This window comes from Herbiconiux liukaitaii (assembly GCF_041927495.1).
In the GTDB taxonomy this organism is placed as follows: Bacteria; Actinomycetota; Actinomycetes; order Actinomycetales; family Microbacteriaceae; genus Herbiconiux; species Herbiconiux liukaitaii.
In genome coordinates this window covers 310644-335601 of sequence record NZ_JBHFHG010000006.1, presented here as the reverse complement: position 1 = coordinate 335601, position 24958 = coordinate 310644, and the positions used below count along the sequence as shown (strand labels likewise).

The following is a 24958-nucleotide window of genomic DNA, read 5'->3' as shown; positions in this document are numbered from 1 at the left end:
CTGTGTTCTCACGAGCCTAACCCGAACGTCCGACACACATCGACAACCACGCAGGAATGCGCCGACACCGGCTCTCAGTCGATGAGGTGCCTGAGGTAGCGGCCGGGGGCGTCGAGGAAGAGCCGCCAGTGCTGCACGATCTCGAGATCCTCCCACTCGGTCTCGCGGATGCCCCACTCGCCGAACTCGAGGATGGTGGCTCCCGGCAGCGAGGCCAGCACGGGCGAGTGGGTGGCGCAGACGATCTGGGCGCCCGCTTTGGCGAGGGCGTCGAGCTGGCCGAGGTAGCGCAGGGTGGAGCTGAACGACAGCGCCGCCTCGGGCTCATCGAGGCAGAAGAAGCCGGGGGAATCGATCTTGCGGTCGAGCAGAGCGAGGAACGACTCGCCGTGGCTCATCTCGTGCAGGTCGGCATCCTGGAACCCGAGCGACTCGAGGTAGCTGTAGTACCCGTGCATGGTCTCTGCCCGCAGGAAGAAGCCCCACTTGGGCGAGACGAGGCCCCGGCGGAGGTTGAGCCATTCCCCCAGCGGCGACTCACTCGAGCGGGTGGAGGCGCCGCCGTTGCGGCTGCCGCCCTCGGCCGGGAAGCCGAAGGCCATGGCGATGCCTTCGAGCACGGTCGACTTGCCGCTGCCGTTCTCACCCACCAGGAACGTGACGCCCGCGGGGAGCTCGAGGCCCTCCTTGAGCTGCGCCACGGCCGGCACCGTCATGGGCCAGGAACCGGCGACAGCCGGGGCATCCGAGAAGAAGAGGATCTCCCGGATGGCCCGGCTGTCGTGCAACCAGTCCTGGTCGCTCATAGCGCCATGCTGTGTCGCGAATCGAGCGGCGTCGTCAGCTGACGAGCGCCGGCACGTTCTTGCGCGAGGAGAGCACCTGGTCGATGAGACCGTAGTCGAGCGCCTCGGCGGCCGACAGGATCTTGTCGCGGTCGATGTCCTTGTTGACCTCCTCCGGCGTGCGCTTGGAGTGGTGCGAGAGCGTGCTCTCGAGCCACGAGCGCATGCGCAGGATCTCGCGGGCCTGGATCTCGATGTCGGACGCCTGGCCGCCACCCTGGCCGGTGGCCGGCTGGTGGATGAGGATGCGGGCGTTCGGCAGGGCGAGCCGCTTGCCGGGGCTGCCGGCGGCGAGGAGCACCGCGGCGGCCGAGGCGGCCTGGCCGAGGCAGACGGTCTGGATCTGCGGGCGCACGTACTGCATCGTGTCGTAGATCGCCGTCATCGCGGTGAACGAGCCACCGGGAGAGTTGATGTACATCTCGATGTCGCGATCGGGATCCTGCGACTCGAGCACGAGCAGCTGGGCCATCACGTCATCGGCCGATGCGTCGTCGATCTGCACGCCGAGGAAGATGATGCGATCCTCGAACAGCTTCGCGTAGGGGTCCTGGCGCTTGAAGCCGTAGGCCGTGCGCTCTTCGAAGCTCGGCAGGATGTAGCGGTCCGTCGGCATGGTGCCGTTGCGGTAGGCACTCGCACCGAAAGTGGGGGTTTCCATGAGTCTTCTTACCTGTTCTCTCGAGTACCGGTGCTAGTTGTCGATCGTTCCGCCGCCGCCGGCGACGTCGGTGGCGAACTCGCGCACGTGGTCGACGAACCCGTACTCCAGCGCCTCCTGGGCGGTGAACCAGCGGTCGCGGTCCCCGTCCTCGTTGACCTGCTCGACCGACTTGCCGGTCTGCGAGGCGGTGATCTCGGCGAGGCGGTGCTTCATGCTCAGGATGAGCTGCGCCTGGGTCTGGATGTCGCTCGCGGTGCCACCGAAGCCACCGTGCGGCTGGTGCAGCAGAACGCGGGCGTTGGGCGTGATGTAGCGCTTGCCCTGGGTGCCGCTGGTGAGCAGGAACTGGCCCATCGAGGCCGCCATTCCGATGCCCACGGTCACGATGTCGTTCGGAACGAACTTCATCGTGTCGTAGATCGCCATTCCGGCCGTGATGGAGCCACCGGGTGAGTTGATGTAGAGGTAGATGTCGCGCTTCGGGTCTTCAGCCGCGAGAAGCAGGATCTTGGCGCAGATCTCGTTCGCGTTGTCGTCGCGAACCTCGGACCCGAGCCAGATGATGCGATCCTTCAGCAGTCGGTCGAAGACGCTGGTGGGAAAAGCCGTTTCGGCCATGTGTGTCGCTCCAATTCACTTGCAGTGGTTTGAATCTACTGGAGCCGCACCCGCGCGGCGCCCGTGTTCGCCGTCGGCAGAGTCGGAGCCGATGGTCAGCCGACGAGGAAGAACTGCGGCCAGCCCGGATTGTGCGCTCGCGCGATGACCAGGAAGACCACGGCGTCGAACAGAAGGTGCACCGTGACCACGTAGGCGAGCGACTTGGTGCGGGTGAAGATGAAGCCCTGCAGCAGCGCGAACGGGATGGTGAGCAGGGGGCCCCAGGCCTGGTAGCCGAGCTCCCACAGGAACGAGACGAACACGATCGTCTGCAGGATGTTGGCCACCCAGAAGGTGAAGTGGCGCTTGAGCAGCACGAAGATCGTGCAGATGAAGAACAGCTCATCCCAGGTGCCCACGGCGTTCACCCCCACGAAGAGCCGCACGAGCTCGGAGGGCTCGGCGACCGTGGGCCAGTTGAGGTAGACGCCCGAGGTGATGAAGTAGAAGGGGAGGATGGACCAGGCCAGGCCGATCACGAGGGCGATGTAGCCCCAGTGGAACCGGCCCCACTTTCCGCCGCCCCTCCAGGGGAAGCGGATGGCGTAGTCGCGGAACACGAGGCGCGAGATGAGGTAGGGCACCGCCACGGCGATCGTGAGCACGATGCCCATGAGCACCATGTTGCCCCAGCTGATGTCGGCCTTCACCGAGATGGTGCTCACGATGCTCTGGGCGAGGGCCACGAGGAAGAGGTCGCGGCCGAGGCCTTCGCTCGTCAGTCCCCGACGCTCGAGCAGGAAGGCCAGGGCGACACCCACCACGAGCATCGAGTAGCCGGGGATGGGCTGGAGCAGGGCGAAGATGAAGAAGGCCGCCGTGCAGACGAGGGCCGCAGGCAGAAGCGCCCAGGTCGCCACCCGACGATCGCCTCCGATGCCGGTGTCGGTCCCGGGGTTCGTCACGGAGAGGTCGTGGGCGTCTTTCATCGGCGCGGCCATGACTCCAGTGTGACCGAGTCGTGAGGCTTTCGCTCGGGGGGAACGAGAAAAGGGGCCCGCATCCTGAGGATGCGGGCCCCTTTCGGAGTGGGTCTCGACTAGTGCGAGTGGCCCTCGTGGTCGTCGTGATCGTGACCGGCGGGCTCCTCGGCGGCGTCGAGGAGGTTGTCGCCCTCCTCGTCGTCGTCGGCCAGGGTCGTGAACTCGGAGATGTCGACGGCCTTGCCGTCGGTGTCGACGATCTTGGCCTTCGACAGCACGATGGCGAGCGCCTTGTTGCGGGCGACCTCGGCCACCATGGCGGGGATCTGGTTCGACTCGGAGAGGATCTTGACGAACTCGTTCGGGTCCATGCCGTACTGGGCGGCGGACTGCACGAGGTACTGGGTCAGCTCGTCCTGCGAGACCTTGACCTGCTCCTTGTCGACGACCGCGTCGAGCAGGATCTGGGTCTTGAACGTGTTGGTCGACGACTCGGTGACCTCGGCGCGGTGCTCCTCGTCCTCGAGGCGGTTCTCGCCCTCGAGGTGGCGGTGCACCTCGTCTTCGATGAGGGCCGGGGGAACCGGGATCTCCACCTTCTCGAGCAGCGACTCGACGATCTTGGTGCGGGCCTCGGAGGCCTGACCGAACGCCTTCTGCTTCTCGACCTGCTCCTTGAGGCTCGTCTTGAGCTCCTCGAGGGTGTCGAACTCGCTCGCGATCTGGGCGAAGTCGTCGTCGGCCTCGGGCAGCTCGCGCTCCTTGACGGCATTGAGCGTGACGGTCACGAGGGCGTCGCGACCGGCGTGCTCGCCACCGAGCAGCGGGGCCTCGAACGTGGTGGTCTCACCGGCGGTGAGGGTGTCGAGGGCCTCGTCGATGCCCTCGAGCAGCTCGCCCGATCCGATCTCGTACGAGATGCCGGAGGCCGTGTCGACCTCGACCTCGTCGACCATGGCCACGAGGTCGAGCTGGGCGAAGTCACCGGTCTTGGCGGGGCGGTCGACCGTCACGAGCGTGCCGAAGCGGCTGCGCAGGCGCTCGAGCTCCTCGTCGACGTCGCTGTCGGCGACGACGGCGGGCTCGACGGCCACTTCGTAGCCCTCGTAGTCGGGCAGGTCGATCTCGGGGCGCACATCGACCTCGATGGCGAGCTCGAGGTCGCCGGAGAAGTCGTCGGCCTTGGGCCACTCGACGATGTCGGCCTGGGGGCGGCCGAGCGGACGCAGCTCGTTCTCGGTCACGGCCTCGCGGTAGAAGCGGTCGAGACCGTCGTTCACCGCGTGCTCCAGCACGGCCTCTTTGCCGACACGCTGGTTGATGATGGGCGGCGGCACCTTGCCCTTGCGGAAGCCGGGGATGTTGATCTGCTCAGCGATGTGGCTGTAAGCGTGATCGATGCTGGGCTTCAGCTCGTCAGGCGTCACGAAGATCTGGATCTTCACGCGGGTGGGGGTGAGCTTTTCGACCGAGGTCTTCACGTTGGGTCTCTCCTGATGCCATCTGGCTGGTTGATGATGCGAGGTTCGGCGTCGTGTCGGGGCGACAGGATTCGAACCTGCGACCTCCCGCTCCCAAAGCGGGCGCTCTAGCCAAGCTGAGCTACGCCCCGGCGGCGAAATGGCCTCCGCAAGTCTAGTGCACCCGCTCATGCCGTCACACAGCGCTCTCGAAGCTGTACTACGATGTTGCGAGTGCCGGCCCTGGGGCCTGCTCGGGGATGTAGCTCAATGGTAGAGCCTCAGTCTTCCAAACTGATCACGCGGGTTCGATTCCCGTCATCCCCTCCGAACATGGAGAAGGCCCAGAAGTCAGGTGGTTACTGACTTCTGGGCCTTCGCCGTTCTAGCTCCAGCAGTGACCGGGGCAACCTTCTATTGCCCTGGGCAAGAGTTCTAGGGTCAGGCTAGTTTTCCGATAGCCTCACGGGCCGGAAGAAGCCATTCGTCCAGCTCGCCGGCATCCGCCCAGAGGTCGAACAGCTCCGAGTGCTCGGCCGATGAGACGGCTCGGTTGGCTTGGTGGCGGATCCAGGCGATTCGTTCCGGGGAGAGCTCGGCGACGAAAGAGGAGAAATCGCCAGAGACGGGGAGTTCACGTCCTTCTCGTGACGCCACGATGATCTCCACAAGGGCGAGCACGCTCTCACCTCCGTCAGCTTCCAAGTACGACTCGTCCTCGAACTGAGGTTCGATCTGTTCGAAGGAGAATTTGCCTTCGACGATGTCGCCTGCCAAGTCGGCGGCTGTGTCATTGTCGAATGGCCCGACGCCCGATGCACCCATGTGCACGACCATACTGCGCGGAAGAACCGCAGTCCTGCGTTGCAGATGAACATTCAACTGCGCGTCATCTGAGCGGAGCTTGGCCACAGCCGAGCTGAGGGCTGACCCGCCGCGACTGGGTGATGCTCTTTCTACTGGGTGAAGCGGGAGGAGAGGTATTCCGGGCCCGGGGCCACCTCGTAGACCACTGGGGTGGAGTCGGCGGTGGAGGCGGCGTCGGGGAACGAGTAGCCCTCGGTGGTTGTGATCGACTGGCCTGCCGCTAGCGTCGCCACGGCCGGCACACCCTCGAGGGAGTTCGACTCGTCGACGATCACGGTGCCCGCCGCTCCGCCCGCCGTCACGAGTGTGAACGGGAAGAGCTCGTAGTCGGCGTCCGTGCCGTTGTAGATGGTGATGGTGAAGAGGAGGTTGAGCTCTCCCTCCACTCCCGTCGCGTCGGCGCCCGGGGTGAACGGGGTCGGCTCGCTCACGGCGATCTGCATGCCGTCGTCGTAGGTGACCGTCTGACCGAAGATCGCGGGCACCGACTCGGATGCCGCTGCCTCCTCACCGGCGCCGGTGGCGGGCGCCGCCGACTGCCCGGTGTCGTCGGTGCCGGCGGAGAGGAAGCCCACGGTGTAGACGATCGCGAGCACGATCGACAGCACGAAGGCGAGACCGGAGAGACCGATGCCGAGCAGCGCGAGCCCCTTCGACCGGCGACGGCGGAGCAGCGCCAGGATGCCGAGCGCCGCTCCGACCAGCGCGAGCGCCCACGCGCCGTAGTTGGCGAACGGCACGAAGGCGAGCATGAGGGCGACCGCACCCACGATGACGGCCGCGATCGCGAACCCGTCGCGGCGAGCGCCCTGGGCATCGCGCCCCTCCGCCTCGGAGCCACCGGGCCCACGCGAGGACGCGGAGCGGGAGCGCCTGACGTAGGGACCAGGGGTAGCAGGAGCGCCGGCTGCGGTGGACCCGGCGGACGACGGCGGGCGGGGCGGCTGGGCGGTCACGACACGGGCACCCAGCGGAGGGATCGCGGCCCCACCGGCGACCGCGGGCCCAGCGGGCACCGCGGGTGCGGCAGTCGCAGCGGACGCGGCAGGCCAGGCGGATGCGGCGGGCGACGAGGACGCGGCAGGTGACGCGGATGCGGCAGGTGACGCGGATGCGGCTGGCCACGCGGACGCGGCGGGCGACGCGGGCGGGGGCGCCGTGTAGGTGACCGGCGGGGCGTCGGGGTCGGCGACGTACGGGAGCGGAGGCAGCGACGAGGGAGGCGAGGCGGCGGGCATCACGGGCATCTTCGGAGTCTGAGCGTGAGCCGCATCCTGGTCCGTAGCCGAACTTGAAGCCGCATCCTGGTCCGAAGCCGTAGCCGGAACCGGAACCTCTGCTGCCGCTCGGGCCCGCGCGGCCTCCTCCGCCTTCGACCGCGTGTAGCTCACCGGCAGGTCGGGCACCTGCGGCGGGTCGGAGGGAGGAGGCTGGTTCGTCATCTGCCTCAGTGTCCCACGGTGAAGGTGCCGCCGACCCTGTGCGGCACGCCGACCGCCCCGCGTAGTCTGACGGCATGAGACCGCAGCCGCTCTTCGCCGCGGCCGCCGCCAGTTACGCGGCCAACTGCGCCCTCGGCGCATCCGTGGACCTCGGCCTCATCGACACCCGCAGCTTCCGGTGGGTGCACCACGCCATCTACATCTCCACCTGCGTGCTCGCCGCATCCGCCGCCCTCACGCCGTTCGTGGGGCCGCGGCATCCGCGCACCGCGATCGCCACGCTCGCACTCGCGCCCGCCGCCGTGCCCCTCTCCCTCATCCCCCGCATCAGCGCCCGCACCCGCGGGCACGTGGCGATCGCCCTCACGGCGGCCCCGTTCTTCGCCGCAGCCCTGCTGCTGTCGGCCGCACCGTCTCGGAAGGCGTAGCCCACCCATGGAGTTCTTCGATGTGGTGCGGAGACGCAAGACCACCAACGGACCGTTCCGCCCCGACCCCGTGAGCCGCGAGCACCAGCGCCTGCTCATGGAGGTGGCCGGGCGCGCGCCCTCGCAGCTCAACAGCCAGCCGTGGCGGTTCGTGCTCATCGACGACCCCACGGTGATCGACCGCATCGCGGGCATCAGCGGCGAGAGCATGACGGAGGCCATGTCGAACGGCACCTTCTTCGAGCGCTACAAGCCCTACTTCCGCTTCAGCGCCGACGAGATGCGCGAGAAGCGCAGCGGCATGCTCTTCGACAAGCTGCCCGCCGCCCTCCGCCCGTTCACCAAGCAGGTGTTCACGCCCCGCGGGCAGAAGCTCATGAACGCCTTCCGCGTGCCGCAGACCCTCGGCTCCGAGAACCGCGCGCTCGTGGCGGGCTCCCCCCTGCTGCTCGGGGTGATGCTCGATCGCGCCGAGTACCGGCCGGGTGAGCTGAGCTCGTTCTACTCCGTCTTCAGCATGGGCGCGGCGATGGAGAACATCTGGTTGAGCACGGTGGAGCTCGGCATGGGCATCCAGTTCGTGTCGTTCCCCATGGAGGTGCCGGGCAAGTGGGCCCAGATCGAGTCGCTCCTCGGTGTGCCCGACGATCTCGAGCTCATGGCCGTCTACCGGCTCGGCTACCTGCCGCCCGAGGCGAGGCGACCGGCCATCGACTGGTCGAGCCACGAGCGCAAGCGCCCCTCGCAGTACGTCTTCCGCAACACCTGCGCGACACCCGAGACGGAATGGGACGAGGACGGGACCCGGGCATCCCCTAGTCTCTGAATCACACCCGCTCGACGAAAGGCGCCGACGCATGTCCCGCACAGAACTCTCCGGCCCGGAATTCACCGGCGAAACCGCACTCGAGGCAGCGCCTTGGGAGCTCAAGCTCTCGTTCTGGCTGTGGCTCGCCGAGGCGATCCTGGGCATCATCAACGGCATCCTCGTGATCGGCGCCGCCGGTCTCGTGCTGGCCGTGGCCGGCGCCGATGGCGAAGCCGCCGAGGCCACGCTCGCCATCATGACCGTCATCGGCGTCGTGATCATCCTCATCGCCGTGTTCCGCATCATCGCGGCCGTCTTCATGCTGCGCGGCCGCGCCTGGGCGCGCAACACCCTCACCATCCTCGGTGTGCTCGGGCTCTTCGGCATCATCCTCGAGTTCCAGGCCAACCCCGCTGTGGCGATCGCCCACGCGCTCGTGCTCGTGGTGGCTCTCATCACCATGTTCCTGCCGAACTCCAACGCCTACTTCCGGGCGCCGTTCCCCGCCAAGTAGGGCGGTTAGCCGAGCCTCAGCTTGCTTGCGCAGGATTCTGTGCTGAGTACCGTGGGGTGAGTAGGGACGAGAAAGGACACCGTCATGACCGAGGTAATCACCACCCCCACCAGCACCACGAGCCCGGATGTCGCCGCAGCAGCAGCGCAGTTCCTGAGCCCCGTGGTCATCGAGCTGCAGGCGCTCGCCGTCAACGGCAAGCAGGCGCACTGGCACGTGCGCGGCTCGAACTTCATCGGCGTGCACGAACTCCTCGACACCGTGGTGGAGCACGCCCAGGCCTACGCCGACACCGCCGCCGAGCGCGTGGTGGCCCTCGGCCTGCCCGTCGACGCCCGCATCCAGACCGTCGCCGCCAAGACCGGCACCGCCGTGATGCCCGATGGCTTCCAGAAGTCGGATGCGACGATCGCCACGATCATCTCGCAGATCGACGTCGCCCTCGTGGTGGTCAACAAGGCCGTGCAGGAGCTCGCCGAGATCGACGCCTCGAGCCAGGACGTGGCGATCGAGATCGCCCGCGGCCTCGACAAGGACCGCTGGTTCCTCTTCGCTCACATCTCCGAGTAGAGCCTCTTCCCCTCGCGAACGGCGGGTGCACCTCACGGTGCGCCCGCCGTTCGGCATTTCTGGGGTCGGCGCCGGCGGGTTCAGAGGGTGCTGTGCGTGGTGCGACCGGCCAGCAGCGTGAGCGCGACGGGCATGCCGCGGAGCTCGTCGGGCGAGGCGGAGAGCGGATCGCGGTCGACGGCCACGAGGTCGGCCACGTCGCCGACCGCCACACGTGCACGGCCCCGACTCGATGCGGCGAGGGCCGCGGCCACCGGGATGCGCTGCTCGGGGTGCCAGGCCTCACGCCCGTCGCGCTCCCGCCCCACCGCCGCAGCGAGGGTGACCCACGGGTCGAGGGGTGCGACCGGGGCGTCCGAGCCCAGGGACAGCTCAGCCCCCGCGTCGAGGAGCGCTGCGAGCGCGAACGCCCTCCCCGTGCGACCGGCCCAGAAGCGGTCGGCCACATCGCGGTCGTCGAGCGCGTGCTCGGGCTGCATGCTCGCCGTGATGCCGAGAGCCGCGAATCGCGCGAACTCCTCCTCGGCCAGCAGCTGCGCGTGCTCGATCGAGCCGGAGCAGCCGACCGCCTCGAAGGCGTCGAGGGCGAGCCGGTTGGCGTGGTCGCCGATGGCGTGCACGGCCGACGAGAAGCCCGACCGCGACGCCCGCTCGAGCAGCTCCCGCAGCGCGCCGGGAGCCACGTTGAGCACGCCCCTCGACTCGGGTCGGCCCTCGAGGCCGGGGTACTCGTCGAAGCAGAAGGCGGTGCGGGTGTTGAGCGAGCCGTCGGTGATGACCTTGAACGGGCCCACCGACACCAGGTCGGTGACCCGGGTGCCCGTGCGGAGCCCCTCCTCGATGGCGCGGTCGAGGTGCTGCGGATAGACGCCGAACTCGACCCGCAGCAGGTCGTGGCCAGCCGCAGCACGACGGCTCCAGACCTCGTGGTTCCACGCCATCTCGAGGTCGACGATCCCCACCACTCCCCTGGCCGCCGCCGCGTGGGCCGCGTCGAGCGCCCACGAGTCGACTGTGGCGGTGGGCACGTCGTCGAGCGCGCGGTGCACAGCGAACGCCTCGTCCTCGCGGAGCACGCCATCCGTGTGTCCACCTCCCGCGTGCCCGCCATCCGCCTGCCCGCCCTCCGCGTGCCCGGCCAGGCCGAACGCGGTGAGCGCCGCCGTATTGAGCCAGCAGCAGTGCAGGTCGGCGCTGATGAGCACCACGGGGCGCCCGCGCGAGACGGAGTCGAGTGCGGTGGCGGTGGGCAGGTCACTCCAGAGCGCATCGCGGAACCCGATGCCCACCAGCAGCCCCTCGCCGCTCTCGGCCGAAGTGGCCGCAGCACCGGCGATGGCGGCGCCGACGAGCGCGACGGCCTCGGCGGCCGAGCGCGCCGAGGAGACGTCGAGTCGCCGAGCCACAGCGGCCCACTGACTGAAGTGCACGTGGTTGTCCCAGAGCCCGGGCAGCAGCCACCGCCCGTCGAGCAGCAAGGGCTCCGGATGATCGCCCGAGGCAGGCGCGAGACCGCCCGAGGGCGCGATCGCGGCCACGACGCCACCGTCGATCCGCACGTCGACCACCTCGCCGTGCCCCGGCAGTCGCGCACCGAGGAGCAGCTGCGATGAGCTCACCTCAGGCCTGGTCCTTCGGGCACCAGTAGAGCTTGCGCGCCCCGAACTCCTCGAGCACGATGTGCGTGCCGCAGACCCGGCACGGCAGGCCTTCGCGCTTGTAGACCCAGTGCCTGTCCTCGCGCTTGGCCATGGCCTTCGCCTGGTCCGCCGCCGAGAGACCGTCCATGGTGAGCATCTGACCGGTGCGCACACCGAGGTCGAGCAGATAGGCCCAGTCGCGCCAGAGCGCGCGCGCCGTCTCGGTGGGCACGAGCTTGCCCGGCGTGTGCGGGTTGAGGCGGGCACGGAAGAGCATCTCGGCGCGGTAGACGTTGCCGATGCCGCTCACCACCGACTGGTCCATGAGCAGGAGCCCGATGGGCGTCGGCTTCCTGCCCACGACGTCGACGAAGCGCTGCTCGGCCTCTGCGCTGTCGTCGAGCAGCGGATCGGGGCCCAGCTTGGCGATGACGGCGTCGACCTGGGCGGCATCGAGCACCTCGCACGCCGTCGGCCCGCGCAGGTCGGCCACGGCGGTCTCGGTGAGCAGCCGCACACGCACGGCGCCGACGGGCTCGGGCGGGAAGGTGCCGATCTCGTCGCCCACCTTCTCCTGCTCGGCCATGCGCACCCTGGCGAGCCGCGGGGCGCCGATGGAGCGCACGGAGTCCTCGCCGTCGGCGTCGTCCGGAGCCGATCGCTCACCCACGGCCTCGAGGTCGGCGATGCTGCCTTCGGTCTGGGCCCCGATGACCGTCTCGGGGGCGATCGTGCCGCGCTGATTCGTCTGCCCCATGCGGCCGCCGGCCGAGCGGATGGTCTCGTCGGTCGAGATCTCGCCCGCGAAGTCCCACGCACCGTAGATGCCGAGGTGCACCCGCAGCCAGAGCCCGCCGTCGAACTCGAGGAACATCTGCTTGCCGACCGCGCGCGACGCGGTCATGGTGAGGCCGTCGAGCAGGGACGCCCCCTCGGCGAAGCGGCCCTGCGGCGAGCTCGCACTGATGCGGTGACCCACGAAGTTGCGCGCGAACTGCCGCGCGATGCGATGGACGGAATGACCCTCGGGCATGGAACGGGCGCCGCCGACTAGGCGTCGACGACGCGGTCGGCGATGGTGCCCGTGGTCTCGTACTCGGCGAGCTGGGCGATGCGGCGCACGTGGCGCTCCTCGAGCGAGAACGGCTCGGCGATGAACCAGTCGATCAACGCGATGGCCTCCTCGAGCGTGTGCTGACGGGCACCGATCGAGACCACGTTGGCGTCATTGTGCCCGCGGGCGAGCTTGGCGGTCGCCTCGTTCCAGGCGAGCGCCGCGCGCACACCCTGCACCTTGTTGGCCGCGATCTGCTCGCCGTTGCCCGAGCCGCCGAAGACCACGCCGAGCGCCTCGACACCGGCCTGCTGATCGAGCACCACCGCGTGAGCCGCGTTGATGCAGAACGAGGGGTAGTCGTCGATGGGGTCGTAGCTCTCGGGCCCGTGGTCGACGACCTCGTGCCCCTGGGCGGTGAGGTGCTCGTTGATCTGCCGACTGAACTCGAGCCCGGCGTGATCGGTGCCGATGTGAATGCGCATTGCTCCAGCCTATTTAGAACTGGGGCTCGCGCGTGCGGGAGCGCTTGAGCTCGAAGAAGCCGTCGTAGGAGGCGGCCGCCACGATGCCGTCCCACAGGGTGAGGGCGATCTCGCCGGTGGGCGCCGGGCTGATGACGGGGCCGAAGAAGGCCGTGCCGTTGACGGCGATCACGGGGGTGCCGACGTCTTGGCCCACGCGGCCGATGCCATCGAAGTGGGAGGCGCGCATCGCGTCGTCGAACTCCTCGGAGAGCGACCGGTCGGCCAGGTCGGCGGGCAGCCCCACCTCGGCGAGCGCCGCCGGGATGACCTCGTCGGGGTCGAGGCTCCCACCGGGGTGGATGCGGGTGCCGAGCGCGTCGTAGAGCGGCTTGACGACCTCCTGGCCGTGCAGCTCCTTGGCGGCGGCCACGAGGCGCGTGTAGCGGAGCGCGCGCGGGAAGAAGTCGCGGTACTGCGCGGGCAGGTCGTCGTTGTCCTCGTTCAGGACGGCGAGCGACATGATGTGCCAGGTCACGTCGAGATCGCGGTGCTGCGCGACCTCGTCGACCCAGCGGGAGGTCATCCAGGCCCACGGGCAGGAGGGATCGAACCAGAAATCGACGGTGGTCTTCTCAGCAGTCATATCGCCATCCTGCCACCCGCCGCCGACGCTCACGTCCTAGGCTGATCGGGCAATCGAAAAGGAGAGCATCCCGTGCCTGGAGAAAACCTCACCCGCGCAGAAGCCCGCGAGCGCGCCGACCTCGTCGACGTCTCGAGCTACGACGTCGTCCTCGACCTCACGACAGGTCCCGAGACGTTCCGCAGCACCACCACCATCGCGTTCACCGCGAAGCCCGAGGCGGTGGGCAAGGCCACCTTCGTCGACGCCATCACCCGCACGGTGCACGCCGTCACGCTGAACGGCGAGTCGCTCGACCCGGCCGAGGTGAGCGACGGTGTGCGCATCCAGCTGCCCGCCCTCGAGGCCTCGAACGTGCTCGTGGTCGACGCCGACATGATCTACACCAACACCGGCGAGGGGCTGCACCGCTTCGTCGACCCCGTCGACGACGAGGTCTACCTCTACAGCCAGTTCGAGGTGCCGGATTCGCGCCGCATGTTCGCGGTGTTCGAGCAGCCCGACCTCAAGGCCACCTTCGCCTTCACCGTCACGGCTCCCGACTACTGGCAGGTGGTGTCGAACTCCACCACCCCCGAGCCCGTGGCCGGCCCCGACTCGACCGCCACGTGGAGCTTCGCACCCACCCCGCGCATCTCCTCGTACATCACCGCTCTCGTGGCGGGCCCGTACGTGGTGGAGCGCTCCTCGCTCACGAGCGCCGACGGCCGCGAGATCCCGCTCGGCGTCTTCAGCCGCGCATCCCTCTCGCAGTACATGGATGCCGACTACATCTTCGAGAAGACCCGCGAGGGCTTCGAGTTCTACGAGAAGCACTACGACTTCCCCTACCCCTTCGAGAAGTACGACCAGCTGTTCGTGCCCGAGTTCAACGCGGGTGCGATGGAGAACGCGGGAGCGGTGACGTTCACCGAGACCTACGTGTTCCGCTCGAAGGTCACCGAGGCCGTGCGCGAGCGCCGGGTCATCACGATCCTGCACGAGCTCGCGCACATGTGGTTCGGCGACCTCGTGACGATGCGCTGGTGGAACGACCTGTGGCTCAACGAGTCGTTCGCCGAGTACATGTCGACCCTCGCCGCCGCAGAGGCCACGGAGTGGAAGGAGGCCTGGACCACCTTCGCCGCCATGGAGAAGAGCTGGGCCTACCGCCAGGACCAGCTGCCGTCGACGCACCCCATCGTGGCAGAGATCAACGACCTCGAAGACGTGCAGGTGAACTTCGACGGCATCACCTATGCGAAGGGCGCATCCGTGCTCAAGCAGCTCGTGGCCTGGGTGGGCCAGGAGGAGTTCATGAAGGGTGTCGCCGCCTACGTGAACAAGCACCAGTTCGCCAACACCGAGCTCGTCGATCTGCTCACCGAGCTCGAGAAGACGAGCGGTCGCGACCTCACCGAGTGGTCGCAGCTGTGGCTCGAGACCGCGGGCGTCAACACGCTGCGGCCGTCGATCGGGTACGACGAGAACGACGTGATCACCTCGTTCGAGGTGCTGCAGGAGGCGACGCTCGACTACCCCACCATCCGCCCGCACCGCCTCGCCATCGGGTTCTACGACCTCGAGGGCGATTCGCTCGTGCGCTCGTACCGCGTGGAGCTCGACGTCGACGGCACCTCGACGTCGGTGCCGCAGCTGGTGGGTCGCCGGCGCCCGGCGCTCGTGCTGCTCAACGACGACGACCTCGCGTACGCCAAGATCCGCCTCGACGCGTTCTCGCTCGACGTGGCGATCGAGCGGCTCGCCGACATCGAGAGCCCGCTGGCCCGCTCGCTGGTGTGGGGATCGGCGTGGGATGCGACGCGCGACGCCGAGACGCCCGCTCGCGACTTCGTGCGGCTCGTGCTGGGCAACATCGCCACCGAGACCGAGTCGACGACCATCCGCACGGTGCTCGGCCAGCTCGTGCTCGCGGCCACCGCGTACGTGGCCCCCGAGGCGCGCGACGAGACCGTGCGGACGGCCGCGGACGCGCTGTGGAAGCTCGCCCTCGAGGCGGTTCCCGGCAGCGACGCGCAGTTCCAGTTCGTGAAGTTCTTCGCCGCCCTCGCGGGCACCGAGGAGCAGCTCGAGAACGTGGCGCACCTGCTGCACGGCACCGTCGTGCTCGAGGGCCTCGACATCGACACCGACCTCACCTGGGAGCTGCTCATCTCGCTCGTGGCGGGCGGCAAGGCGGGCGAGGCGGAGATCGCTTCGACCCTCGAGGCCGACAGCACCGCCTCGGGCCAGCAGTCGGCCGCGCACGCCCGTGCGGCCATCGCGACCCCCGAGGGCAAGGCCGCTGCGTTCGCCTCCCTGGTGGAGACGGACACCGCACCGAACGCGATCGTGCGCGCCACAGGGCTCGGCTTCCAGCGCGGCAGCGACCCCGCCCTGTTCGAGCCCCTCGTGGAGCGCTACTTCGCCTCGCTGCAGTCGCTCTGGGAGAACCGCAGCTACGCGATCGCCGCCTCGGTGATCAACGGCCTCTACCCGAGCGCGCTCGCCAACCAGTCCCTCCGCGACGCGACGGCATCCTGGCTCGACGCCAACCCGGAGCCCCCGGCCCTCCGCCGCCTCATCATCGAGAACCTGGCCGGGGTAGACCGAGCCCTGGCAGCCCAGAAGCGCGACGCGCGTTAGCTGCTGTGGGGGCCGTGCTTCGCGCGGCCTCCACAGGCTGCGCCGCCGCCCCTGCGGCGCAGCGCGACATGTGGGAGCCCGGTCGCTTCGCGGCCGAACTCCCACCTTGGGTCATCGAGTAGGGCCTGTTGCGTTGGTTCCCATTCCGGGGTCTCTCAGAGGTGGTTCCCGTAAGGTCAGACACCTATGAGCTGGAATGATTTTTGGACCAACTTCGGGTCGTTCCTGAACGACTACCAGAAGCCGATCGGGATCCTCGTCATCATCATCGTGGCGGTGATCGCGCGCTTCGCCCTGCTGTACGCCGTGCGCCGCCTCGTCGATCAGGTGGTCTCGGGCGTCAAGAAGAAGCAGAACGTCACCGATACGCAGGCCCTCGTGGCCTCGCCGCTCGCCGCGGTGCGCATCGTGCAGCGCACGCGCACGATCGGCACCGTCATGACGAACATCATCAACGTGACCGTGGTGATCGTGAGCATCATCCTCGTGGTCACGACGATCGATCCGAACATCATCGGATCGCTCGCCCTGCTGACGGCCGCCCTCGGTGCCGGCCTCGGCTTCGGCGCCCAGAACATCGTGAAGGACGTGCTCAACGGCCTGTTCATGGTGTTCGAGGACCAGCTCGGTGTGGGCGACGTGGTAGACCTCGGCCCGGCGACCGGTGTGGTGGAGGGCGTGGGCATCCGCATCACCCAGGTGCGCGACGTGAACGGCACCCTCTGGTTCGTGCGCAACGGCGAGATCCTGCGGGTGGGCAACATGTCGCAGGGCTGGTCGCGCGTGATCATCGACCTCGCCATCCCCTACGACTCCGACCTCGACGAGGTGCAGGAGAAGATGCTCGACACAGCAGTGGCCATGGCCGCCGAGCCCAAGTGGCGCTCACGCATCGTGGAGCGCCCGGAGATCTGGGGCCTGGAGTCGATCTCGGCGGAGGCGCTCGTCATCCGTCTCGTGATGAAGACCCGCACCTCGGCCAAGGACGACGTGGCCCGCGAGCTCCGCATGCGCCTCAAGCGCTCCCTCGACGAGCTCGAGGTCTCGCTGCCCTCGCTCAACACGGTCGTGCTCTCAGGCTTCGACGGAGCAGGCAGCGTGAAGGGCGCACGGCCCCCGCGCACCCGCCCCGTCGCCACGAACCCGCCGCGCTCGCCGAACGCCCCGAACAGCGAGAGGTAGAGGTGCTCGCATGATCGAGCTCACCCCCAAGGTGCCCGACCGCAACCCGTTCTACGAGCAGGTGGGCGGCCACGAGACGTTCGTGAAGCTCGTCGAGAGGTTCTACGAGGGCATCCGGGAGGACCCGGTGCTGGCGCCGATGTACCCCTCGGATGATTGGGACGGCGCCGTCTGGCGGCTCACGGCCTTCCTCGAGCAGTACTGGGGCGGGCCGGGCACCTACAGCGAGCAGCGCGGCCATCCTCGGCTGCGCATGCGGCACAACCCGTTCAAGGTGAACCCCGACGCCCGCGACCGCTGGCTCACGCACATGCGGGTGGCTGTCGACTCGCTCGGCCTCGCTCCCGCCGACCACGACCTGCTGTGGGACTATCTCGAGCGCGCGGCGCATGCCATGGTGAACACGTTCGACGAGTAGCTTCGTGATCGGATGCGACGAAGGAGTTGCGGATGGATGAGCGCCAGGGCGATGTGACCCGGACCGATGTGCCTGAGACGGATGTGCTCGTGGTGGGAGCCGGCCTCTCCGGCCTCGTGGCCGCGTGCGAGGTGCTCGACGCCGGCAAGCACGTGACGGTGCTCGAGCAGGAGCCCGCCGCCTCGCTCGGCGGGCAGGCGTGGTGGTCGTTCGGCGGCCTCTTCCTCATCGACAGCCCCGAGCAGCGCCGCATGCGCGTGAAGGACTCGATCGAGCTCGCCCGCCAGGACTGGTTCGGCAGCGCCGGCTTCGACCGCCCGGAGGACGACTGGGGCCGCCGCTGGGCCGACTCCTACCTCGAGTTCGCCGCCGGGGAGAAGCGCGCGTGGCTGCGCGCGCTCGGCGTGCGCTTCTTCCCCGTGGTGGGGTGGGCGGAGCGCGGCGGCGGCGTGGCCATGGGGCACGGCAACTCGGTGCCCCGCTTCCACATCACGTGGGGCACGGGCCCCGGTGTGCTCGAGCCGTTCATCGCCCGCTTCGCGGCGGGCGTGCGGGCCGGACGGGCGCGCATCCTGCACCGGCACCGCGTGGATGAGCTGCTCGTCTCGGCGGGGCGGGTTGTGGGTGCCCGAGGGGCCGTGCTCGCACCGAGTCGCGCCGCCAGGGGCGAGGCGAGCGGCCGGGATGAGGTGGGCGAGTTCTCGCTCGAAGCCGGCGCCGTGGTGGTGTCGTCTGGCGGCATCGGCGGCGACCACGACCTCGTGCGCTCGCTCTGGCCGGAACGGCTCGGCACTCCCCCGGCATCGATGCTCAGCGGAGTGCCCGCCCACGTCGACGGCCGCATGCTCGCCATCACGCAGCGGGCGGGCGCCCGGTTGGTGAACACGGATCGCATGTGGCACTACACCGAGGGCATCGCCAACCACTCGCCGGTCTGGGCGCGGCACGGCATCCGCATCCTCCCCGGCCCCTCCTCGCTCTGGCTCGATGCCACGGGCCACCGCCTGCCGGTGCCGCTCTTCCCCGGCTTCGACACGCTCGGCACGCTCGAGCACATCCTGTCGACCGGTCACGACCACAGCTGGTTCGTGCTGACCCAGGCGATCATCGAGAAGGAGTTCGCCCTCTCCGGCAGCGAGCAGAACCCCGACCTCACGGGGCGCGACCTGCGACTGCTCGCCCAGCGGATCCGCCCCGGCGCGCCCGGCCCGGTCGAGGCGTTCAAGGAGAAGGGGGCCGACTTCGTGGTGGCCGACTCGCTGCCCGAGCTCGTGCGCGGCATGCGCGCGCTCGAGGAGACGCCCGTGCTCGACGCCGCCCAGGTGACGCGCGAGGTGTTCGCCCGAGACCGGGAGCTCGCCAACGCCTTCTCGAAGGATTCCCAGATCACCGCGCTGCGGGGAGCCCGCAAGTACCTCGGCGACAAGCTCATCCGGGTGGCCAAGCCGCACCGTCTGCTCGACCCGAAGGCCGGTCCGCTCATCGCCGTCAAGCTGCACGTGCTCACGCGCAAGTCGCTCGGCGGGGTGCAGACGGATCTGTCGGGGCGTGCGCTCGATGACGAGGGACGGCCGGTGCCCGGGCTCTATGCGGCGGGCGAGGCCAGCGGCTTCGGCGGGGGCGGCGTGCACGGGTACCGGGCGCTGGAGGGCACGTTCCTCGGTGGGTGCCTGTTCTCGGGGCGCGTGGCGGGGCGTGCCGCGGCGGCCGAGGTCTGACCGCCTGCCGCTAGCGGCGCACGAGCACGTGCCCGCGGCGCGTGGTGAGGCGCACCCAGGGGCCGGAGGCGTAGACCAGCACGGTGTCGTCGGGCTTCACGAACCCCAGGCTCACAGCGGAGAAGGCCGCGCCGGCGGGGAGCACGACCTCGACGGCCGACGGGGTGTCGAGGTCGCGACCCCAGACCTCGGAGCGCACCTTGTGCACGAGCTGCTCACCGGTCTCGGAGCCGACCGTCTCGGCGACCTCGCCGATGCCCTGGTGGGCGGTGTGCTCGAGGATCTCCCCCGGCAGACTGCCCGCGCCCTGCCAGCCACCACGAGGAGGGCTGATGCCCGCCCACGCGACACCGGTCTCGGCGGGGGGCAACGGCACCTCGAGCGGGCCCTCGTTGGAGTTGGCCTGCAGCGAGAGCTGCGCGAGACGGTCGAGCAGCGCGCGGATCGGCACCACCACGTCGAAGCTCTCCTCCGGCACGAGCGCGAAGGTGCGGAGGCCGAGCACCGTGGGCGTGCGATCGAGCAGCCCCTTCGGCGTGAGGGTGGGTGTGTAGGCCGCGAGCACGCCGAGACCGCCGATGAGACGTACGGAGCCGTTCTCCACGCGGGCGGCCCGCCCCAGGTACACCTTGAGATCGCCGAGCGAAGCGGCGTCGAGGAGGCGGAAGGACTGGACCATCTGTGCTGTCTAAACTACTTCACAGCGAGCCCGCCGCCACACCGAACCACTCCGGAGGATCCATGTCCGACCCCCTCGCAGGCTTCCTGGCCACACTCGACCTCGTCGACACGGGCGCCCGCACCGATGAGGACATCTTCACCGGCCCCTCGCAGCCCATGCCCAACGGCCGGGTGTTCGGCGGTCAGGTGCTCGCCCAGTCGCTCATCGCCGCCACCCGCACGGTCGACGCCGATCGCGCGGTGCACTCCCTGCACGGCTACTTCCTGCGCCCAGGCGACGCCTCAGAGGGCATCACCTTCGGGGTCGACCGCATCCACGACGGCCGCTCGTTCTCGACCAGGCGCACCCAGGCCTTCCAGAACGGCGTGCCGATCCTCTCGGTCATCATGTCCTTCCAGAACGAGGACGAGGGGCTCGAGCACCAGGTGGAGATGCCGACCGATCTGGCCGCTCCGGAAGACCTGCCGAGCGCGGTGGAGACCCTGTCGAGCATCCCGCATCCGGTCGCCAAGGTGTGGGCCAGGGAGCGCGCGTTCGACATGCGGCACATCCCCTCGTCGATCTACGTGTCGGTCGACGGCGAGCGCACGGCGAAGCAGGCCGTGTGGATCAAGGCCCTCGGCCGGCTGCCCGACGACCCGAACGTGCACCGCGCCGCCCTCGCCTACGCGAGCGACTACAGCATCCTCGAACCCGTCATGCGCCGGCACGGCGTGGCATGGGGCCGGCCGAACTTCAAGATGGCGAGCCTCGACCACGCCATGTGGTGGCACCGCTTCGCGCGGGCCGACGAGTGGCTGCTCTACGTGCAGGACTCGCCGAGTGCGAGCGGCGGCCGTGGGCTCTCCCGGGGCAGCATCTTCGACCGCGAGGGTCGGCTCATCGCCTCGGTGGCGCAGGAGGGCATGATCCGCGTCGGCGACCTGCCCGAGTAGGTCTGGCGCGGGCGCTGGGCCGGCCTCCGGCGGTTCGCCTCAGGTGCGGCGGCGGAACGTCAGCGGCTCCTCGAGGTACGGCTCCCAGGCCGCTCGCTCGTGCGGCAGGATGCGCCGGGGCCGGTCGGTCTCGGCGTCGACGAGCACGAGGGTGGTCGAGGCCTTCACGAAGGTGATCTGCGGCTGCGGCTCGCCCGTGAGCGGGCTCTTGATCTCGTAGTAGACGTCGAGGCTCGCACCTCCCAGGTACCCGATCCACAGCTCGACGTCGATCGGCTGGCGGATGTAGGGCATCGAGCGCACGTACTCGATCTCCTGCCGGGAGATCACGCTCCTGGTGTCGGTCGTGGGGCTCGCATCGATGACCGCCGTGGTCCACTCTGCCTGCGACGGATCGGCGACGTCGCCGTCGACCCAGAACGCGAACACGCGCGCCTCCTCGAGGATCTTGAGCATCGAGGCGTTGTTGACGTGCCCGTAGGCGTCGAGGTCCGACCAGCGCAGCTGGATCGGCACGTGCAGTCTCATGGAGCGAGCCCCTCGCGACTAGTCGCGCGTGAGCTTGCGGTAGGCCGCCCGGCTCGGCTTCGCGGCGTCGGGCCCGAGGCGCTCGATCTTGTTCTGCTCGTACGACTCGAAGTTGCCCTCGAACCAGTACCAGTTGGCCGGGTCCTCCTCGGTGCCCTCGTAGGCGAGGATGTGCGTGGCGATGCGGTCGAGGAACCACCGGTCGTGGGTGATGACCACGGCGCAGCCCGGGTACTCCAGCAGTGCGTTCTCGAGGCTGCCGAGGGTCTCGACGTCGAGGTCGTTGGTGGGCTCGTCGAGCAGCAGGAGGTTGCCGCCCTGCTTGAGGGTGAGCGCGAGGTTGAGGCGGTTGCGCTCTCCACCCGAGAGCACGCCGGCCTTCTTCTGCTGGTCGGGGCCTTTGAAGCCGAAGGTGCCCACGTAGGCGCGCGACGGGATCTCGGTCTTGCCCACCTGGATGTAGTCGAAGCCGTCGGAGACGACCTCGAACAGGGTCTTGTTGGGGTCGATGCCCCCGCGCGACTGGTCGACGTAGGAGATGTCGACGGTCTCACCGATCTTGAGGTCACCGCCGTCGAGCGGCTCGAGGCCCACGATCGTCTTGAACAGGGTGGACTTGCCCACACCGTTCGGGCCGATGACGCCCACGATGCCGTTGCGCGGCAGCGTGAAGGTGAGGTTGTCGATCAGCACGCGCTCGCCGAAGCCCTTGCGGAGCTTTTTGGCGTCGATGACCTGGCTGCCGAGGCGCGGACCCACGGGGATCTGGATCTCCTCGAAGTCGAGCTTCTTGGTGCGCTCGGCCTCGGTGACCATCTCCTCGTAGCGGGCGAGACGAGCCTTCGACTTGGCCTGGCGGCCCTTGGCGTTGCTGCGCACCCAGTCGAGCTCCTCGGCGAGTCGCTTCGAGAGCTTCGCATCCTTCTTGCCCTGCACCGCGAGGCGCTCGCGCTTCTTCTCGAGGTAGGTGGAGTAGTTGCCCTCGTAGGGGTAGAGGCGACCGCGGTCGACCTCGGCGATCCACTCGGCCACGTGGTCGAGGAAGTACCTGTCGTGCGTGACGGCGAGAACGGCGCCGTGGTACTGGGCCAGGTGCTGCTCGAGCCAGAGCACGCTCTCGGCGTCGAGGTGGTTGGTGGGCTCGTCGAGCAGCAGCAGGTCGGGCTTCTGCAGCAGCAGCTTGCAGAGTGCGACGCGGCGCTTCTCACCACCGGAGAGGTTGGCGACCTCGGCGTCTCCCGGAGGCGTGCGGAGCGCATCCATGGCCTGCTCGAGCTGCGAGTCGAGGTCCCACGCGTCGGCGGCGTCGATGGCCTCCTGCAGGGTGCCCATCTCCTCGAGCAGCGCATCGAAGTCGGCGTCGGGCTCGGCCATGAGGGCGCTGATCTCGTTGAAGCGGTCGAGCTTGCCCTTGATCGGGCCCACACCCTCCTGCACGTTCTCGAGCACGGTCTTCGTCTCGTCGAGCTCGGGCTCCTGCATGAGGATGCCCACGGTGAAGCCGGGCGTGAGCTTGGCCTCGCCGTTGGAGGGGGTGTCGAGACCCGCCATGATCTTGAGGATGGTGGACTTACCGGCGCCGTTCGGCCCCACGACACCGATCTTGGCTCCCGGGATGAACGCCATCGTGACGTCGTCGAGGATCACCTTGTCGCCCACCGCTTTGCGGGCGCGCACCATCGAGTAAATGTATTCGGCCATGCCTACCAGTCTATTGGCCGGGTCTGCCCCACGAGGCACGCCCCGGTGCCGAGCGCGGGAACGACCGTGCTCGTGTAGATGCCCTGGCCGTACTGGCCGATGAGGCAGTTGCTGTCCGACCACCGCACGGAGAACTGCACGGCGTCGGCCGCCACCCCCACCGTCGTGATGTCGGGAGTGACCTGCATGGCCGCGATGTCGAAGCCGTTCGTGCGCAGGTTGCTCGTGAAGTCGACGCCGCCCGCCGCGGGGTTGGAGGCGATGAGTGTCTGGTTGACGGAGTCGAAGAACGGCTTGTTGTCGACCGCCGAGCCCTCGGGCAGCAGCGTGAGGCTCGGGTCGGGAGTCGACGGCGCCGTGGGCGTGGCCGACACGGGAGGCGCGGTGGTGGGGGCCGGGGCCGGCTCGTCGCCGGGCACGCACCCCGTGAGCAGCACCAGCAGGGCGACCGGCGCCACCACCGCCGAGGCCCAGCGCATCGAACGCCTCGATGCCGATCCGCTCTGTGCTCCGCCGCGAAGCGCTGCGCCCGTGCGGGTGAGCCTGGATGTGGGTGTCTGCATACTTCGCAGCGTCCTCTCGATCACGGACCCCCGTGCGGTGCCCCCTGAAACCTCCCTGAGTTTAGGGCGTGTGCTGCGCTCTCGCCTGGGAGACTCCCCTGCCGGGCATGGGAGCCGTCAGAACGGCAGCAGCGCATCGGCCTCCACCTCCGCCTCCTCTCCGAGGGGGCCGGAGCTCAGGCCTGCGTCGAATGACGAGGGGAACTCTTCGCTCTGCCTCGCGGCCGACTGGCCGAGCGGTGCCCCCGAGGGAGAGTTGAGCGAGCGTGTGTAGACCGAGGTGCCCCAGCTGAGGTCGTGCCCCACCGCATCCGCATCGATCTCGACCGACGTGCCCGACTTCTCGCCGCTCTCCCACAGCCGGATGCGGAGCCGCCCCGTGACCACCACGTGCTGCCCGCGCTCGATCGAGGCCACGATGTTGAGGGCCTGCTGCCGGAACGTGTTGACGGTGTACCAGTTCGTGTCACCATCGATCCACTTCCCCTGATCCTTGTCGTAGCGGCGCTGGCTCGAAGCCAATCGGAAGCTCGTGATGTCGAGCCCCGCGTTGGTGGTGAGGTGCCTGGGCGCCGTGGCGACGACGCCGGTGAGGGTCAAGAGATCGGGCATGGTGCACTCCTTGGTGTCGGATGCGGCGACAGGATCGTCGCGGCGAACCCAGACTGCGCCGGATGCCCGGACGACGAACGGCCGGCATCCGCTTCTGTGGAGAGGGATCCGGCCGTTCGGGAGTGTGCAGAAGAGGTGTCAGGCCGCCTTGATGTACTTCGCGTAGGCCTTGCGCACCTTCGTGACCTTGGGCACGGCCACGGCCATGCAGTAGCCCTGGCCGGGGTTCTTGGCGAAGAAGTCCTGGTGGTACTCCTCGGCCCGGTAGTAGGTGCCGAGCGGCTCGAGGGTGGTGACGACCCCGCCGTCCCACAGCTCGCCGGCGCGCTCGAGGGCGGCTTCGAAGAGCGCCTTCTGCTCCTCACCGTCGTAGAACATCGCCGAGCGGTACTGGGTGCCGACGTCGTTGCCCTGGCGGTTGAGCTGGCGCGGGTCGTGCAGCGTGAAGAAGACGTCGAGGATGATCTCGGCGGGGATGACGGCGGGATCGAAGGTCACGGCCACGGCCTCGGCCTGGCCCGTGGTGCCGGTGCAGACCTGCTCGTAGGTGGGGTTCTCCACCGTGCCGCCCGTGTAGCCGGAGACGACGTCCTGAACGCCCTCGAGGGTGCGGTAGACGGCGTCGAGGCACCAGAAGCAGCCGCCTGCGAGTACGAAAGTTTCCATGCCGCCAATGGTACGTCGTCGGAGCGCACGGGCGGCTCCGATGCGGGCGGCTCCGGTGTCGGTGGTCGGTCGTAGCGTCGAGTCATGTCCACGATCGTCAGCAGCAGCACCGCACGTCCGGCCCTCCGCCGCATCCGCGACGGCTACTGGAGGGTCACGGCGCCGTCCGGCGTGGTCCTCGGCTACGTGGAGGAGATCGACCAGGAGGCCTCGAGGCGCTACCGCGCGAAACGGCTCGTCGCCTCCACCCGGGTCGTGGAGGTGGGCGACTTCAGCGAGGTCGCCGAGGCGATCGAGTGCCTGCGCTGACACACCGGGCACACTCCCCGGCGTGAGCTCCGGC

At 68.9% G+C, this 24958-nt stretch carries 27 protein-coding genes and 2 tRNA genes; 11 read left to right on the top strand and 18 right to left on the bottom strand.

From position 1 onward, the window contains the following. Nucleotides 1–74: 74 nt before the first annotated feature. The 6 genes from ACEXQC_RS13995 to ACEXQC_RS13970 all read right to left on the bottom strand — a co-directional run bounded on the left by ACEXQC_RS13995 (nucleotide 75) and on the right by ACEXQC_RS13970 (nucleotide 4704). Nucleotides 75–806: an AAA family ATPase gene (locus tag ACEXQC_RS13995; RefSeq protein WP_374823421.1), complete on the bottom strand. Its 732-nt coding sequence runs from the start codon at nucleotides 804–806 to the stop codon at nucleotides 75–77. A gap of 34 nt (nucleotides 807–840) precedes the next feature. Beyond that, nucleotides 841–1506 (bottom strand): ATP-dependent Clp protease proteolytic subunit, encoded by a 666-nt coding sequence (locus tag ACEXQC_RS13990; RefSeq protein ID WP_374823418.1) that lies wholly within the window; start codon nucleotides 1504–1506, stop codon nucleotides 841–843. A gap of 33 nt (nucleotides 1507–1539) precedes the next feature. Beyond that, nucleotides 1540–2127, bottom strand: coding sequence for an ATP-dependent Clp protease proteolytic subunit (locus ACEXQC_RS13985; protein WP_374823415.1), 588 nt, complete (start codon nucleotides 2125–2127; stop codon nucleotides 1540–1542). A gap of 95 nt (nucleotides 2128–2222) precedes the next feature. After that, nucleotides 2223–3110, bottom strand: coding sequence for a CPBP family intramembrane glutamic endopeptidase (locus ACEXQC_RS13980; protein ID WP_374823412.1), 888 nt, complete (start codon nucleotides 3108–3110; stop codon nucleotides 2223–2225). Nucleotides 3111–3208: 98 nt separating this feature from the next. Then, the gene (gene tig / locus ACEXQC_RS13975) at nucleotides 3209–4573 is read right to left on the bottom strand and encodes a trigger factor (protein ID WP_374823409.1); all 1365 of its coding nucleotides are present in this window, start codon (nucleotides 4571–4573) and stop codon (nucleotides 3209–3211) included. A 56-nt stretch (nucleotides 4574–4629) separates the two neighbouring features. Continuing rightward, nucleotides 4630–4704 (bottom strand) — tRNA-Pro (locus ACEXQC_RS13970). A gap of 104 nt (nucleotides 4705–4808) precedes the next feature. On the opposite strand from ACEXQC_RS13970, the gene ACEXQC_RS13965 reads away from it, so the two are divergent. Next, nucleotides 4809–4879: transfer RNA gene (locus tag ACEXQC_RS13965), tRNA-Gly, on the top strand. Between the two features lie 114 nt (nucleotides 4880–4993). On the opposite strand, the gene ACEXQC_RS13960 is transcribed toward ACEXQC_RS13965, so the two are convergent. After that, nucleotides 4994–5377: a DUF4259 domain-containing protein gene (locus tag ACEXQC_RS13960; protein ID WP_374823407.1), complete on the bottom strand. Its 384-nt coding sequence runs from the start codon at nucleotides 5375–5377 to the stop codon at nucleotides 4994–4996. A 131-nt stretch (nucleotides 5378–5508) separates the two neighbouring features. Continuing rightward, the gene (locus tag ACEXQC_RS13955; protein ID WP_374823404.1) at nucleotides 5509–6861 is read right to left on the bottom strand and encodes a DUF4190 domain-containing protein; all 1353 of its coding nucleotides are present in this window, start codon (nucleotides 6859–6861) and stop codon (nucleotides 5509–5511) included. 74 nt (nucleotides 6862–6935) lie between these two features. Here ACEXQC_RS13955 and ACEXQC_RS13950 point away from each other — a divergent pair, with 74 nt between their 5' ends. The 4 genes from ACEXQC_RS13950 (at nucleotide 6936) to ACEXQC_RS13935 (ending at nucleotide 9181) form a co-directional block, all read left to right on the top strand. Then, nucleotides 6936–7289 (top strand): hypothetical protein, encoded by a 354-nt coding sequence (locus ACEXQC_RS13950; protein ID WP_374823401.1) that lies wholly within the window; start codon nucleotides 6936–6938, stop codon nucleotides 7287–7289. Between the two features lie 7 nt (nucleotides 7290–7296). Further along, on the top strand, nucleotides 7297–8115 hold the full coding sequence (locus ACEXQC_RS13945; protein ID WP_374823398.1) for a nitroreductase family protein: 819 nt from the start codon (nucleotides 7297–7299) through the stop codon (nucleotides 8113–8115). Nucleotides 8116–8146: 31 nt separating this feature from the next. Next, on the top strand, nucleotides 8147–8611 hold the full coding sequence (locus tag ACEXQC_RS13940; protein WP_374823395.1) for a hypothetical protein: 465 nt from the start codon (nucleotides 8147–8149) through the stop codon (nucleotides 8609–8611). Between the two features lie 84 nt (nucleotides 8612–8695). After that, the gene (locus tag ACEXQC_RS13935; RefSeq protein ID WP_374823392.1) at nucleotides 8696–9181 is read left to right on the top strand and encodes a Dps family protein; all 486 of its coding nucleotides are present in this window, start codon (nucleotides 8696–8698) and stop codon (nucleotides 9179–9181) included. A gap of 80 nt (nucleotides 9182–9261) precedes the next feature. On the opposite strand, the gene ACEXQC_RS13930 is transcribed toward ACEXQC_RS13935, so the two are convergent. Genes ACEXQC_RS13930 through ACEXQC_RS13915 form a run of 4 tightly spaced genes read right to left on the bottom strand, consistent with a single transcriptional unit; the run spans nucleotide 9262 to nucleotide 12985 of the window. Then, a complete protein-coding gene (locus tag ACEXQC_RS13930) occupies nucleotides 9262–10800 on the bottom strand; it encodes an amidohydrolase (RefSeq protein WP_374823389.1) in 1539 nt (512 codons plus the stop codon). A 1-nt stretch (nucleotide 10801) separates the two neighbouring features. Beyond that, nucleotides 10802–11854, bottom strand: coding sequence for an Fpg/Nei family DNA glycosylase (locus ACEXQC_RS13925; protein WP_374823386.1), 1053 nt, complete (start codon nucleotides 11852–11854; stop codon nucleotides 10802–10804). Nucleotides 11855–11871: 17 nt separating this feature from the next. Continuing rightward, nucleotides 11872–12360 carry a ribose-5-phosphate isomerase gene (locus ACEXQC_RS13920; protein WP_374823383.1) on the bottom strand — a complete coding sequence of 163 codons (489 nt, stop codon included), beginning with the start codon at nucleotides 12358–12360 and terminating at the stop codon, nucleotides 11872–11874. A gap of 13 nt (nucleotides 12361–12373) precedes the next feature. Continuing rightward, nucleotides 12374–12985 carry a mycothiol-dependent nitroreductase Rv2466c family protein gene (locus ACEXQC_RS13915; RefSeq protein ID WP_374823380.1) on the bottom strand — a complete coding sequence of 204 codons (612 nt, stop codon included), beginning with the start codon at nucleotides 12983–12985 and terminating at the stop codon, nucleotides 12374–12376. Nucleotides 12986–13057: 72 nt separating this feature from the next. Between ACEXQC_RS13915 and pepN the strand changes: the two genes are divergently transcribed. From pepN to ACEXQC_RS13895, 4 genes are all read left to right on the top strand, one after another. After that, nucleotides 13058–15610, top strand: coding sequence for an aminopeptidase N (gene pepN, locus ACEXQC_RS13910; protein ID WP_374823377.1), 2553 nt, complete (start codon nucleotides 13058–13060; stop codon nucleotides 15608–15610). A 186-nt stretch (nucleotides 15611–15796) separates the two neighbouring features. Then, the gene (locus ACEXQC_RS13905; protein WP_374823374.1) at nucleotides 15797–16792 is read left to right on the top strand and encodes a mechanosensitive ion channel family protein; all 996 of its coding nucleotides are present in this window, start codon (nucleotides 15797–15799) and stop codon (nucleotides 16790–16792) included. Between the two features lie 10 nt (nucleotides 16793–16802). Beyond that, the gene (locus tag ACEXQC_RS13900) at nucleotides 16803–17210 is read left to right on the top strand and encodes a globin (RefSeq protein WP_374823371.1); all 408 of its coding nucleotides are present in this window, start codon (nucleotides 16803–16805) and stop codon (nucleotides 17208–17210) included. 32 nt (nucleotides 17211–17242) lie between these two features. Beyond that, entirely contained in the window at nucleotides 17243–18928 is a 1686-nt protein-coding gene (locus ACEXQC_RS13895) for an FAD-binding dehydrogenase (protein ID WP_374823368.1), read from the top strand. A gap of 10 nt (nucleotides 18929–18938) precedes the next feature. Here ACEXQC_RS13895 and ACEXQC_RS13890 read toward each other — a convergent pair whose 3' ends face one another. Continuing rightward, complete coding sequence (locus ACEXQC_RS13890) at nucleotides 18939–19607, bottom strand: DUF8185 domain-containing protein (protein WP_374823365.1); 669 nt, start codon at nucleotides 19605–19607, stop codon at nucleotides 18939–18941. A gap of 62 nt (nucleotides 19608–19669) precedes the next feature. On the opposite strand from ACEXQC_RS13890, the gene ACEXQC_RS13885 reads away from it, so the two are divergent. Continuing rightward, nucleotides 19670–20545: an acyl-CoA thioesterase gene (locus ACEXQC_RS13885; RefSeq protein ID WP_374823362.1), complete on the top strand. Its 876-nt coding sequence runs from the start codon at nucleotides 19670–19672 to the stop codon at nucleotides 20543–20545. Between the two features lie 39 nt (nucleotides 20546–20584). Here the strand turns inward: ACEXQC_RS13885 and ACEXQC_RS13880 are convergent, their stop codons facing one another. From ACEXQC_RS13880 to msrA, 5 genes are all read right to left on the bottom strand, one after another. Further along, nucleotides 20585–21073, bottom strand: coding sequence for an acyl-CoA thioesterase (locus ACEXQC_RS13880; RefSeq protein ID WP_374823359.1), 489 nt, complete (start codon nucleotides 21071–21073; stop codon nucleotides 20585–20587). An 18-nt stretch (nucleotides 21074–21091) separates the two neighbouring features. Next, nucleotides 21092–22774, bottom strand: a complete 1683-nt coding sequence (gene ettA / locus ACEXQC_RS13875) for an energy-dependent translational throttle protein EttA (protein ID WP_374823356.1) — start codon at nucleotides 22772–22774, stop codon at nucleotides 21092–21094. A gap of 2 nt (nucleotides 22775–22776) precedes the next feature. After that, nucleotides 22777–23337, bottom strand: a complete 561-nt coding sequence (locus ACEXQC_RS13870) for a DUF6993 domain-containing protein (protein ID WP_374823353.1) — start codon at nucleotides 23335–23337, stop codon at nucleotides 22777–22779. A 117-nt stretch (nucleotides 23338–23454) separates the two neighbouring features. After that, nucleotides 23455–23949, bottom strand: a complete 495-nt coding sequence (locus ACEXQC_RS13865; RefSeq protein ID WP_374823350.1) for a single-stranded DNA-binding protein — start codon at nucleotides 23947–23949, stop codon at nucleotides 23455–23457. A gap of 138 nt (nucleotides 23950–24087) precedes the next feature. After that, a complete protein-coding gene (gene msrA / locus ACEXQC_RS13860) occupies nucleotides 24088–24615 on the bottom strand; it encodes a peptide-methionine (S)-S-oxide reductase MsrA (protein WP_374823347.1) in 528 nt (175 codons plus the stop codon). A gap of 84 nt (nucleotides 24616–24699) precedes the next feature. Between msrA and ACEXQC_RS13855 the strand changes: the two genes are divergently transcribed. Then, a complete protein-coding gene (locus ACEXQC_RS13855; RefSeq protein WP_374823344.1) occupies nucleotides 24700–24924 on the top strand; it encodes a hypothetical protein in 225 nt (74 codons plus the stop codon). The last annotated feature ends 34 nt before the right edge of the window (nucleotides 24925–24958 follow it).